The sequence below is a fragment of the Williamsoniiplasma luminosum genome, assembly GCF_002803985.1.
Taxonomy (GTDB): Bacteria; Bacillota_I; Bacilli_A; order Mycoplasmatales; family Mycoplasmataceae; genus Williamsoniiplasma; species Williamsoniiplasma luminosum.
Window position 1 is genome coordinate 749,215 of sequence record NZ_CP024963.1, and the last position, 14,428, is coordinate 763,642.

The following is a 14,428-nucleotide window of genomic DNA, read 5'->3' on the forward strand; positions in this document are numbered from 1 at the left end:
CTTTTAGAATTTTGATTTTAAGTATGTTTTTAAAATAGAAATTTCCACTCTTTCTTGTTGCATAGTATCTCTATTTCTGACAGTAACTTTTTGATCATTGTCAGAATCAAAATCATATGTAACCACAAAAGGAGTCCCAATTGCATCTTGACGTCTATAACGTTTACCAACATTTCCTGTTTCATCAAACGTTGCATCAAAATCATTTAACAAATCTAAATAGATTTGTTTAGCTTGTTCATTTTGTTGTTTTTGTAATGGCATAACAGCGACTTGATAAGGCACTAAATTATACGGTAATTTCATCACAATTCTTGAATTGTTATCACCTAAATCTTCTTCACAAAATGCTTGTCAAAAAATTGCTAGCATCAATCTTTCCACACCAACACTTGGTTCAATAACAGATGCTAAAATTTTAGAATTTGTTATCGTGTCTAAATATGTTAAATCCTGTTTACTTAACGTTTGATGAGCATTTAAATCAAAAGTTCCACGATGCGCTATCCCTCAAAGTTCTCCTCATCCAAATGGAAAATTATATTCAATATCAATTGTGCGTTTTGAATAATGTGCTAAATCTTCTTGATCAATATCATTTAAACGGTATGAATCTTTTGCAAGTTCAATTTTTTGTAAAAATTTTTCAACTTCATTGACTCAATATTCGAATCAATTTTGATCCTCTTTCTCATCATAAAAGAATTCTAATTCCATTTGTTCAAATTCTCTAGTTCTAAAGATGAAATTACCTGGGGTAATTTCATTTCTAAATGACTTACCAATTTGGCCAATTCCGAATGGTAGTTTTTTTCTTAATGTTCTTTGAGCATTTTTAAAATTGATGAAAATTCCTTGAGCAGTTTCTGGTCTTAAATACACAACTGAATTTTCATCTTCAATTACACCTTGGCTGGTTTTAAACATTAATCCAAATTGTCTTATGTTAGTAAAATCTTTTGCTTCACATTTTGGACAAATAATTCCGCTTTCCAAAATATAATTTTCTAAATCTTGATTTGACATTGAACCAATAATTTTATTTGGATCAAAATCTAAAATTAATTTATCAGCTCTAAAACGACTATGACATTTTTTGCAATCAATTAATGGATCATTAAATCCATCAATATGCCCAGAAGCTTTTCAAACATTTGAATTCAAAATAATTGAAGAATCCAGTCCAATATTGAAAGGATTTCTTTTCACAAAAGTATCCCATCATAATTGTTTTAATTTATTTTTAACTTCAACTCCTAGAGGTCCATAATCTCAACTATTTGCTAATCCCCCATAAATTTCAGAACCTTGGAATACAAACCCAGAAGTTTTTAAATGACTTACTAATTCTTCCATTGTTTTTGCCATATTATTCTCCTTTATTTAAAACAAGAAAAGTCGCTTGACGACCTTTTTTGCATCCAACATACTAAGGTGATTTTAGACCTTATAGGTGTTTTGTCAACCTATTATAAGTTTATACGTTTTTAAGGTTTTTGACAAATTCTTTCTCTTTAATTTGCTCTAAAATCGGATTTCAAATTCCTAATGTTTGCTCATAATAATTAAACAAATGTTTAACAAGGTAAATATGATATTTAATCGGAACAATTTGGATTTCTTCTGTTTCAACATTTGTTGTTTTTAATTTCATGATATAACTCACAAATTCAGCTGATTGAATTGGATCATCTTCTCTCACACAATTTGGACACACCAATCCATAATCTTCAAAATTAAATGCACGATAAAATTTGTATGAACGATAACATCTATAACATTGATTCAAGATTCAATCCCCACCAAAGAATTGAATCAATTTGAATAATGTTAAAACAAAATTGGAAAATGGGTTTTCATTCAAATTGATTTTTTCCAGTAAATTTAACAAAATTGTATAAATTCTAAAATTTTTTTGTCTGTCTAAAGTTGCCTGCTCAATTATCTTACCAATTGCTGAAACATACATATAATTATCATAATTTTTAGTGATTTCAAAATGGTCTTTAATTAGAATTGCTGTTTTTAATTTTGAAAGTGTATGTCTTTGTCTGGATTTGAAAATTTCAAATTCAGACAAATTAAAAGTTTGCAAAGCATATTTATTTTTAGAGGCCGGTTTATTAACCCCTAAAGCGACCATTCCAATTTTGCCATATTTATCACTAAAAATTGTAAGCACTTGGTGATTATCTTCATAATCAATTGAATTTAAAACAATTCCTTTAAACGATGTTGTTGACATAAAAACCTCTAATATTTATTTTTATCATATCCCAACATTTTAATTAAACTTGGTGAATTTCTTCAGTTTTCTTTGACTTTAATAAACAAATCTAATTCAATATTTTTTTCATAAAGCTGTTTTAGCTCTTTTCTTGATTTATATTTAATGTCTTTGATCTTGCTTCCCTTTTGACCGATGATAATACTTTTTTGACTTTCTCGCTCAACAACAATTGTGGCCACAATATTAATTGTTGACTCATCTTCTTCTAATTCATCGATTAAGATTGCAACTGAATGCGGAATTTCTTGACCAGTTTTAAATAAGATGTTTTCTCTAATGATTTCTCTAATTGCAAATCTATTTGGTTGGTCAGTGACCATGTCTTCATCATAAAATTGATAATCATTTTCAGGTAAATGTTTTAAAATTAAATCTTTTAAAAGGTCAACATTAACGTCTTTTGTCGAACTAATAATAATAATTTCTTCAAAATCATTATTAACCATTTCGTTTCATTCTTGAGTTTTTTGAAATAACTCATTTTTTGAAACTAAATCAGATTTAGTAATCACTAAAAATTTGATCACATCTTGTTTTTCAAGTTGTTTCAAAATGAATTTATCATTGGTCCCAATTGTTTCATCGGCCGGAACTAAAAAGATAACAATATCAACATCTTTCATTGATTTCAATGCTGAAGCATTCATAAAGCGGTCAAGTTCTTTTTTAGAAGTATGCACACCTGGTGTATCAATAAAAATCATTTGGTATTCATCTTTTTTGGTCAGAATTCCTCGGATGTTATTTCTTGTTGTTTGGGCTTTATTAGTTACAATTGAAATTTTGTGACCAATCATTTTATTAATTAGGGTTGATTTACCAACATTTGGACGCCCTACGATTGATATAAATCCACTTTTAAAACTCATTTTCTTTTACCTCATAATCTTCTTCAATAAATTTGATTTCATAATTTATTTTATTTTTTAATAATATTTTTGTTTGCAAGTCAAACATTTCTTTTTCATCATCAAGATTCGTTTCGTGATCAAAACCCAAAAGATGTAAGAAACCATGAACAAATAAAAATCCCATTTCTTCAACAACTGTATGTTGATATTTAATACTTTTTCTTTGTGCTTCAGCAAAGCAAATAAATATATCCCCAATTTCTCGAAAACCTAACGCCTCAACTTCTTGATTGGTCATTTCAATTGGGAATGAAATGACGTCTGGAATATAATTTTTATGGCGATATTCCAAATTCATTTTTTGAGCTTCTTGCTCATCGATAAAATTTATCGATAAATTTAAATTTTCATTTTTTAACTCAAGGATTTTAACGGCCGAGACAATTATTTTTTTAGCTAATTTTTGATATTCTTGCATTTCTGTACTAGTTTGATTTTGAAATGAAATTTTTAGCATTAAGACCTCTTTAATTTTTATTAATTATAACATGCTTATTTATTTGAATAATAAATGTACTTGCAATCAATTCGTAATTGTTCAAATAAATCCAAATATTTTCTTTGTTCTGCTTGAGAAAATAAATTTAAAGGTTCAATTAAAAGAAAATATTTTTCTTTGGCAAAAAAGATCGCCAGAAAATTAATTAATTGCTTTTGTTTATTGTTCAATTCCCTAATGTCCATCATCAATTCCATCTCATTTGCTTTTAAAAGATTAATTAAATCTAATTTGTTAAATACTTCTTTATCGATTTCTTTGTTACCCAGAAAAATGTTTTCAGGAATTGTTGGAAAAATCAATTGATCATTATTTGTCAGAATAAAAATTTCATCACTATTATTTGCTTGGTTGTATATTTCGTCTATTTCTGATGGAAGGTTAATTTCTTGATTTTGAGTAATCTGAAAAGTAGATTTTTTATGGTCCAAAAAATAATTCTCAAATAGATGAAAGTTCTTTCTTTTGATAAATAAATTCATTAATGGGTTTAGATGTTGAATTGCTAAATTCAACAAAAATGAATTTAAAATCGAAACATAAATGACGTCAAAAAAGTTTAACGAACCGATTTTCATGAGCGTGAACATAACGACAAACAATAAGAAGTAAATAATTTTATTCATCAGTTTATGAAATAAATTATCAGTGGTTGTCACAATTTGGATTTGATTACTAATTTTGGAATTTAATGAAACATTATCTAAAACTTGACTGCCTAAATTTTGGTCAATTCGTTTATCTTTAATTAACTTATAATTTTTGACGAATTGACCTAAATTTTGATTTGTATTTTTTTCTTGATATTGTTTTTTGTCTTGAAATTTATCTGTTGTTAAATTACAAATAAATTTTACTAATAACAAAATCGACAACATTAATAACGAAAAGAAAACTAGTGAAGAATTAATGTTTCATATTCAAATCACACAAACAATCCCAATTGTGAAAAGGGAAAATAAATTGATCAATGTTTCCATCATCAAAAAATTAATTTTAAGATAATCGTTCATTTCCTTGAGACTATCCATGATCACCAAATCTTCAATTCCTTTATTTTTATATTTCAAATTTGCCAGTGTTTGTTTAAAAATTTTCAAATAAAAATTGTTAAAAATTTTAGTCTGAATTAAATAATAAATAAATTCTAAAATGATCGACCCAAGCGCCATGAGAGCAAATGTTGCAAAAGTTGAATAATCAATTTTTTGATTCGTAATTCATGTTGAAAATTCCATCACAAACCGACTCGTTCATAACCAAAGAAAGTTATAAGCAATTGACAAAATCGAAAGCAAAATTAAACTTAAAATTTCATTTTTTAAACTTAATCAAATTTTTTCTTTATTGAGTTGAAATTTGAATTTACCTTTTTTGCGAAAAATTAACACCTTTGATAAAAAAATTTGATTGAGTTGTTCCATATTCAAAACTTGGGGATGGGTTTTTGAAGGGTCAGAAATATAGGCTTGACCGTTTTCGATTTTGTTAATAATCACAAAATGACTAGCCCCATAATCATTTGTCACATTTAAAATAAACGGCATTTGGTGATTATTTTGTTCTAACATTTCCAGATTAGTTTCATAACCTTTACCTTCTAATTTAAAATATTGAGCAATTGCTGATAAATCAAAGAAACTCAAACCATTTTTGTTTGAGTTATATTTGTTTTTTAATTCGTATAAGGAAAAGCGCTTTTGTTGATGATGTTCAATCATCATCGCCAAACAAGCTCAACCACAATCCTCGTAATCTTGTTGATTAATAAATTTATACTTCATAAGTTTCCCCTATATAGATTAGGAAAAATTATGAATAATTAACCACCATTTCGCTTTCAAGTTGCATTTTTGCTGTTTCACCAAGGAAATATTTAACAATTTCTAAGGCAAACGGAATTACTGTCCCGATACTTTGCCCAGTAATAATTTTTCCATCCGTAATTGCTGGTCGGGTTAAATCGATTTTGGCATGGTCTAAAAAATTGTCGCAAGTGGGAAAATGTGTAATCTTTTTATGATCAACAATTCCAGCTTTTCCCAGCAATTGGGGAGCTGCACAAATGGCGGCAATAACTTTATCTTTTTGATAAAAAGTTTTAATCAAATCGATGATGTTTGCTTTTGTTAATAAGTGCTCAACCACTCCCCCACCAGGAATAATTAACCCGTCATAATCATCGATTTGGATTTGATCAAGGGTTTTTTCAGCCATAAAATTAATTTGGTGTGAACCCTTGATCAACAAATCATGCACCGCAACCATCTCAACAGTAATCTTGGCTCTTCTTAAAATATCAATTGTGGCAATTGCCTCTGTTTCTTCTAATCCATCATGGAGTAATATTGCTAATTTAATCATTATCATCACCTCTACAATAATTATAAAAGAAAAACATCACTTGATGTTTTTCTTGTGCTATTCTTGTGAATTATTCATCAATCCTGAAACGCGTTCATTGCGAACTTTATTCGATGAAACTCATAATGCGCCAACAAAAGAAATTGCCGTAATCGCAAATGACAACAATGGTGGTCACCAACTAAATCCATAAGGAATGGCTAGACCAAATCGGGAAAGTCCAAAGACAAAGGAACTAATCACGATTCAAGCTAATCCCGTTCCGAGCACTCAAACCATTAATGATCCAGTCGAGACAACCCCAAAGGCATAAATTTGAATTTGGAAATTTGAATATCCCAATGCTCGCATTAAAATCATGAAGTTTTTATATTGAGTAATATAAATATCTCCCACCAGCATAATTAGCAAGGAAGCTGTTAGGACAATCGCAACAATTAACAAGATTCCTAAAACAATTGCTAAAGCATAAATTTGATTAATTAAAGCTTTTTGCGTGCTCAATAATTTTTGATTAGCCACACTGACACCTAAATTAAATCCACTTGGTGATAATAATCCAAGACTATATTGGCCAATGTTTGGTCTTGTTTGGAATGAAACCCCATTTGTAATTCCAACTGGTTCTTCAATATTTGATAATTTTCCTGTATGTCATTGACGAGCTGCGTATTTGGTATTTTCAAGGGCATTTGGCATATAAGTAATGTTGTTTAAAGCCTCACCTTCAACATAAACATCATCTTTTGCTTCTTTAAAATCATAAGTCATCAATTTATCTTTTCAAGGTCTTGTTTCACCAGTTTGATCATCAATTTCTCCTTTTCTTGATTGATAAAAATGATTAGTGTATCCATAAGTTCTTCCATTTGAATAACCTTTAATTGCGTTTGCAACTCCTTGATCAATCAATAAAAGTTTCGTATCAAAAGATTCAATTGTACTAATATTTTTTAAATTAATTTTAAGCTCTGAATTTGCATAATCAACTTTTTGATTTTCATCATATCATAATGCACCTTGAGTGGTTTCATTTCGGTCAAAAGCATAACGATATCAATATGGAGAATTTGTTCCATCCACCAAACGATCTAAACCTTGACCATGTTCTTTTTTATAATCTAGTGTATAAGGTCGAATGACAGTATAAGTTTCATTCGGATTTCCTCAAGCGTTTTGAACACTTTCTGGAATTTGATTTTGAGGAACATGTTTTTTCACTCATTTATCATTTTGAGGAATATCTTGAGGTCTTGTTCCAGGAAGATCTAGAAACTTATCATCAATTTTAGTATCTGGAATCATTAATTGAATATTGGCATATTTGTAATATGGTCTTAAGTATGAACTTGAAATTTGTTGATCATCAAAACCAAAAGCATTAAACAAATATGCCGAATCAGCTAAAGATGTTTTGGGTGGCATGACACCTACATCACTTATTTTTTCATTGTAAAGATCGTTATAAGTAAACTTAGCATTATCCAATTGATAAATATCTAAATAATGTTTTTGAAGGTCAACTGAAGTTTGTTCTTTTAAAATTGCAAAGTTGCTGTCAACAGCTTTTTGATAATTTTTATCTTGGTCTGATGGTTTTCCTGTTAAAGTTTCTAAAGGTTTTTGATAAAGATTTGAATTCATAAAATCTGAATCATCATAAACTCAAGCTTGTTTTGGTAAGACATTATATTGATTTTCTTTATTACGGAAAGTGATTTGACGCGTTGTTGTTGAAATATTTTTAAGCGTGTCGTTTTGTTTTAAATTGTAAGCAGCAACCGATTGAGCATTCCCAATCATGGGAATGGTCAATTCATTTTTTTCTTTATTTCAAACTTCAAAATCGTCAAATTTAAATGAATCAATGTTTGTGTCACCTTTTAAAATCTTTTCAATTTTATTAATTTCTTCACTTCCTAAAAATAAAGCTTGCTTTTGTTTGTCTTTTAAAACAAAAGCATCTTGGGCAGCATCTAATCCAGTCAATGAAATTTCATCATATTTATCTGTTTTTGCTTTAACAGTTGTGATTAAAGTTTCCTTTTTCGGAGTTATTTGTTCAACGTTATATGAAACTCCAAATTGTTCTAAACGTGATGGAGATTTATTAATATAACTCTTAATGTATGGGGGGACTTGGGCCATAATCACATTAATCACTTTATCTTTTCAATCAGCTCCAGTAATACTTGAACTTGAACCACTGTTGATACTTCCCATAATTGCATTAATAATACTTGGAAGCGAATTAGTTAATGCTGAACTAATTTGAAAGGCCATTTTTTGTTTATTCGTATCAAGACTATCTTCTCGGTTGTACTCAGTACCTAACCATTCTCTAATTTTTGCTTCTTTAGAATTTAAAATCAAACCAGTAAATTGATCAACCAAACCAATATTAAATGTTTGACCAACAACTGTAAAGAAGTTATTTCCAAAAATATTTCCCACCCAGGACAAGAATTGACCTGGGTTTTTTAAGATGTGATCGTATGAATATTTCACATATTGATCAACACTTTTACCATCCGCTTTTAATTGTGTTTTTGGTTCAAAGTAAGTATAACGTGGAAGTGGTGAAGTTTGAGAATTGGATTGTGAATAAGCATCAGTTGTTTTGTAATATCCATAACCTTGTTTTGTTTGAGCATCTAATTTTAGATTTGATTTTGTTCAATCTTTGTCTAATTCTTCTGGGTTTGTGGTGTAGTTAATTGCTAATTTAGAAAGTGGTGCATTGGCAATTGGGTCAACATTATCATAAGAGTTAGCATATTTCACTGATTTATAAAAAGCATTCACCGCATTGTTGGCAATTGATGGAATAGCAAGCGCTCCAGAGATTAAAAACGAAGTCATTCCCACCACAAAGACTAATAAGAAGATTGGTTTTTTTCCAGAACTAGTTAAAGTTAAACTGAATCTTAAGTTAAATGAAGCATTAGAAAATTTACCAAATTTTAATTTATCTAATCATTTGGAATTGGTTCATTTAACTGGAGATTGTAAAATATCAATAACTGGTTTTTTGGTCACCATTAAAGCTGTAATAAATGAAACAATAATTGAACCAATTCCAATCACAACTAGGGCTATAACAATTGAAACTCAATCCACTAAAATTTGATTAGTTGGCATACTAAAATAATCAGCAATTAAATATGTCATCGGTAATTGTAAGCCCATGGCAAGTAATCAAGCTAATGGAATCACAACCAAACACATAATCATACTGGTTGCCAAATAAAGACTTGAAATCATTTCGGGAGATGTTCCCATCGCTTTTAAAATCCCAATTTCTTTGGCATTGAAATTAATTGTTTTTCGAATATTAATGACCATTGCAATCATTGCGATGATTGCAATGATAGCACTTGCTGAATATGTAATTGCTTTGATGATATTCAAAACAGTTGGGAGTAAAGTTCAGTTAAGTCTATAATTCGAACTATCAAAATCAATTGGATTGAAATATGAACGAACTTTATCTTTACCTAAATTTGTAATATTAAATTTATTTGTTTGTAAATCAGTTTCAAAATCTGTTTGAAAGGCTTTGAATAAATTTAATTTTTGGGTTAATGGGATTGTTTCTTTTTGATTATTTTTTAGCGGGGTTAAAAAGTAATTGAAAGTATAAGAAGTATTATCTTGAGAAACAGAACCAGAACCATCTCCTCATTTAATTAACGTAGCAGTGTCAGCACTTGCATAAATGATTGCTTCAGTTTTGGGTTGAGGCATTGGAAATGATGGATCGGCTGCTGGAAAGTATGAAAATGCATCGGTTGCAAAACCAGTTACTTGGAGATAGGCTTGCCCAACATAAATATAATCGCCAACCAGAACATGATTTGCTTTGGCAAATTGCTCAGAAATTGTAATTTCACCAATTGCATTCGGAGCAGTTCCATTTAAAAGCGTAAAATTAGCTGCTTTGGCATCAAATGAATTTTGGACCACAACTCTAAATTTATTATTAGTATTATGGTCAAAAATAATTGCTTCTTTTCGGAAAATTGGAGCAAAGCCACTAGCAAGTGCATCAAGGGTAATGTGATATTGCAACATTGAAGCTTTAATGCTTTCGAAAACCCCATTATAGTAATCCATGTTATTTCAAAAAGTGTAATCTTGCATTGCTAGATCATAAAATTCACTTGAAATTTCGACCCTTTGAAAGATTGGTGTTTTGGTATCACCGCTTCCTAACATTGAAAAGATATGACTATTAAAACCTGGTGCGAACTGAATCTTTTCCACTTTAAATTTTTGATCAGGATCAGTTGTTGTTAATGGTTCAACTGAGTTTGGTTGAACTAGTGCATTTTCAAATTTAACAACTAAAGGAATAATCATTCCTTTAAAACCTTTCTTAAGAATTTGTTCTTTAACTTTGGCATCAAATTCATTTTGAGTTTGTACAGTTTCTCCAATTTGAATTGTTTCTTTTTCAATTGTTGCTTTTGTATCTGCTGAAATTATTGAACCAATTCCAATATTTTGTAAATTTGTCACATATTTATCCTCAGTTCATGCTTTGGTATTTAGTTCATTTTTGGCGTTTCGTAATGGAACACCAAAAATGAACGCATATTTTTCTGCTTGGTCATATGTTTTTTTGATCAAGTTTTCAGCTGGTTTGGGTGAAAGAAATTCTTCAATTGTTGAACGTATTCATTGTCCTAATTGAGCATTAATCACTATTGCGTAATTTATTAATTCTTTTTCCTTAACTGAAAGTTGATTAAAAAATGTAAGATCAAATAAACCAGAGTTCATAACAATTATTTGTTGATTATCATTCGTTTCTTTTTTGTAAATTTTTGATTTATCATATAATTCTTCGGTATAGTTTTTAATAAATTTAAATGAATCTGGACTATTTAAATAAGCTTTTAAAATAGCAGTATTTTCTAAATAACTTAAATCTGAATGTTTTTTTTCATCTCTATCATTTGTAGTATAGTTATGAAGGTCTCAAAATAATTGGTTTGTTCATAAACGTGAAGCAATAATTCTAAATCCATTAGCATCATCATTTATAAATTCATTTCAAACATTGATGAATTCAGGACTTTGAGTAACTTTTGTTACATAGGTTTGTGATTCACCCTCTTTTGCATACAATTTAAGATTAAATGCTGATTTAAGTGTACTATCTCCAGGTTGTCCTGTTCAAAAATAAGAAAAGTCATTATTATTAAAATCAATTGTAGGCATTGATTTAAAATCTTTAACATCAACGTTTTGAAAAGCTGCGTCTTTCCCGATTTCTGTACTTGCTTGGTAATTAAATTTTTCAACTTTACCAACAACATTATCATATGAAGCTTGCATGTTTCGAGTTGATGAAATCGACACCCCTAAAATTAAAGTTGAAAGGAAAGTCAAAATCAAAATAATAATAAATTGGGCTTTAAATTTAAAAACACCTTTAAATCCTTGTTTTAACAATAAGAAAATGAATGGTTTACTTTTCATATGATGATTTCCTTTCTTTTTTTTAATCTTCTCTAACGATTGAACTAATAATTCAATGTGGTGTGTTGGTTGTTCAATTATGTTGAATTGAAGCTTGGCTTTCTCAAGCATCCTTGATTAAGGTAACTTTATATTTGGTTATTTTACCATTGTCTGGATTTTTATATTTTAGATAATATTCAATCAATCCTTTTAAGGTTGGTGAATCCATGCCTTCATAATCAATTAATTGTGTGGTTCATAATTCTTTTTTAAAGTAGGGAGCAATATTTTTTTCCACATATTGAACAAGTGAAGTGTTAGCAATTCATCCAGATAAATATGTGATTGCTGACACCGTTTTAGTAATTGATTTTTTATTACCATTTTTAATGATTTGGTTTTCAGTTGAGTTATGTCCATAGAATTTTTGAAGACCATCTAATATTGATCCTTCTCGGAAATTAAGCATACCTTTACCCTCAATTTTTTGGACACCTAAAATTCAAGTCGGAATTGATGCACCATCTATTGTTTTGCCTTGGTATTTGATTGGTTCGGCGTTGATTGGTTTAAGTGTAACTGTTACTTCTTTTGAAACGTCTCCAACTCCATAAGCCAATCCAATCATGGCCCCTGAAATAATGTCTCAATCATGGGTGTTAAGATTGTCTATAATAAATTTATTTTTTGTTACATCAGTCTTAAATCCATCAAATTTAACTTTGGTTGTTAAAGAATCTAGAAGTGTATTAACAGTTCCCAAACTTAGTAAATAAGTTTGACTTTCTAGCATTCTTCTATTTCGAACAACTTCAAATTCGCTAGCGACAGCATCAATAAGATCTGTTAATGTCTTTTCTTTTAATCCATACAAGAAATTAGCATCATCAAAAATGTTTAAACCTAGTTTTTTTAAAATAACATCAATTGGAGTTGACAATATTTTTTTAATATTAAGTCCTTTAGGTATGGTAATACCAGCTATTCCTTCAATGATTGGGGCAATTTGGTCAATTAAGTTACCATCAAATAATTGCTTGAAAATATTGCCAAATTTTTGTTTAGCAAGTTCTTCTTTTGAATCTTCATCAACTTCATTTTTAAAATTTTCAATAAGTGTTTCGGCTTTTTTTTGTTTGTCCGGATCATCTTTAAATACTAAATTTAAGACTAATGCTATCGGTTTGCCTATACCAAATGGTATATCGATAAATAATTTATCAATCAATTCTTTTATAGAACCAGTAGATGTATATGTATTTACTTTGTCGTAAAAACCAAAATTAGATCCCAGCATCATAGGAATTGAATATAATGTATTATCTCAATCTAATATACCTTTTAATATCGGTCATGCCCAAGAGTAATTTCCCAATAAACTTTTTACAAGCTCAGTTAATAATGGATTTGCAATTAAATCCCAAAATGGAGTTTTAGCACTTCCAATTTTCTTTTTATATTTATCTAATGTATTGCCAAATAAAGTTGAAAATAGAACTCTTTCCATCGCAAAACCTTTAGAGTCTTCTTTATCATAAGAAAGTAAATTTTGTAAAAGTCCAACTACCTGTTGGAAATTTATAACTTGAGCATAAGTATTTCCTGTTTTAGTTCATCGTACATATCCACTTGATGCCTTTATTTGATTAGAACCGTTATTAATAACATCACTGGGATTTATATACAATCCTTCTTTTCAAATATTAGCTGCAACTTTTCCATTTGTTTGATCTATATCTATAGAAAATAAGTGATTGTGATCTATTATTTTATCAATTGGTAATTTATCTGCTAATTTTTGAAATTCTTGAACATATACTAATAAAGTTCTTAAATATCTAATAATTTTTGTAATTCCATCAATTGTCATTCAATTAAATGCCACATTAATTTTATCTTCAGTTCCAAATATGGCTTCAGCACCCTTATTCGCAACGTATGTCATTCAATTGTCATACTCTGTTTTTGCTTTTTCTTGGTCAGGACCAAATGTTTTTGTTCCGCTAAATAAAATTTCAGCTAAGCCTTGTCAAAATTGTTTTGTTCTAATTACAAAAACTTCTCCGAATTTTAATGTTTCAGGATTTGTTAAATCATCTTCACTCATAGCATCTTTAAGTTGTTGAAACAATGTTTTACCAGTTAAACCACCTTTTATAATTGGATCTAGTTTTTCTAAAATACTTGAACCAACTGTTTCATCACCCATCATGCCTTTAATAGGTCCTGAAACTAAACTTGTTGACAACAACGATTCAATTAATGGAGCATTAGCACCACCATCAAAATCAATTGATAACAACATCGATAAAACTCCAGTGATCAATCCAAAAGTGTCAGCAAATGAACTTTTACCAGTGATCCCTTTATTAACATCAATTTTTTCACCATCTTTTTCAAGGTTTAATCCAACATCTGGATCTACATGATTATTAAAACTTCCTCAATTGGCAACTGTGTATGGATTTTTAGCAACATTCACCTCATTAAACATTGTTGATAATAATTGTGAAACTTTAATATCTTTAAGATTTCCCAAATCACCATCAACAACATCCCCAAGTTTTTGACCATTCATATAACTACCAGCATAAGATAAAGCAATTCCTGCCCCATTACCATCTCTGGCATCTTTTTTTTGACCCACAATTGCCCCACGAGCAACTGTTGAAGAAATATTAATATAGTTTCTAACTTTAGCTTCAATCGAAGCTAAAGTTTTATTTGCAAAAGAAAAACCAACAACAGTTACAGAAGCTGCCATAATCGAAGTTGTACCAAGAAGTATTAGTAGTTTTTTAAGCATCTGTGATTCCTCCTAGTTTAGCCAAAAGTTAATAAAAAAGTCAATTGAATTTAAATCTCATGTTATGTTTAAAAGATAACAATGATTAT

At 29.3% G+C, this 14,428-nt stretch carries 8 protein-coding genes; all 8 read right to left on the reverse strand.

All coding sequences use genetic code 4. The annotated features are described in order from the left end of the window. Positions 1–3: 3 nt before the first annotated feature. The 8 genes from ELUMI_RS03305 to ELUMI_RS03340 all read right to left on the reverse strand — a co-directional run bounded on the left by ELUMI_RS03305 (position 4) and on the right by ELUMI_RS03340 (position 14,339). Positions 4–1,368, reverse strand: a complete 1,365-nt coding sequence (locus tag ELUMI_RS03305) for a glycine--tRNA ligase (RefSeq protein ID WP_025734183.1) — start codon at positions 1,366–1,368, stop codon at positions 4–6. A gap of 109 nt (positions 1,369–1,477) precedes the next feature. Then, complete coding sequence (recO, locus tag ELUMI_RS03310; RefSeq protein ID WP_025734182.1) at positions 1,478–2,245, reverse strand: DNA repair protein RecO; 768 nt, start codon at positions 2,243–2,245, stop codon at positions 1,478–1,480. Between the two features lie 8 nt (positions 2,246–2,253). Next, entirely contained in the window at positions 2,254–3,159 is a 906-nt protein-coding gene (gene era / locus ELUMI_RS03315; RefSeq protein ID WP_025734181.1) for a GTPase Era, read from the reverse strand. Beyond that, on the reverse strand, positions 3,149–3,658 hold the full coding sequence (gene ybeY, locus ELUMI_RS03320; RefSeq protein ID WP_025734180.1) for an rRNA maturation RNase YbeY: 510 nt from the start codon (positions 3,656–3,658) through the stop codon (positions 3,149–3,151). The genes era and ybeY overlap by 11 nt, the downstream gene beginning before the upstream one ends. A 35-nt stretch (positions 3,659–3,693) precedes the next feature. Continuing rightward, positions 3,694–5,484 carry a cysteine peptidase family C39 domain-containing protein gene (locus ELUMI_RS03325; protein ID WP_025734179.1) on the reverse strand — a complete coding sequence of 597 codons (1,791 nt, stop codon included), beginning with the start codon at positions 5,482–5,484 and terminating at the stop codon, positions 3,694–3,696. A gap of 28 nt (positions 5,485–5,512) precedes the next feature. Beyond that, complete coding sequence (locus ELUMI_RS03330) at positions 5,513–6,064, reverse strand: DJ-1 family glyoxalase III (RefSeq protein ID WP_025734178.1); 552 nt, start codon at positions 6,062–6,064, stop codon at positions 5,513–5,515. A 57-nt stretch (positions 6,065–6,121) separates the two neighbouring features. Further along, positions 6,122–11,551 (reverse strand): ABC transporter permease, encoded by a 5,430-nt coding sequence (locus ELUMI_RS03335; protein ID WP_157843910.1) that lies wholly within the window; start codon positions 11,549–11,551, stop codon positions 6,122–6,124. 22 nt (positions 11,552–11,573) lie between these two features. Continuing rightward, entirely contained in the window at positions 11,574–14,339 is a 2,766-nt protein-coding gene (locus ELUMI_RS03340) for an MOLPALP family lipoprotein (RefSeq protein WP_025734176.1), read from the reverse strand. Positions 14,340–14,428 lie beyond the last annotated feature (89 nt).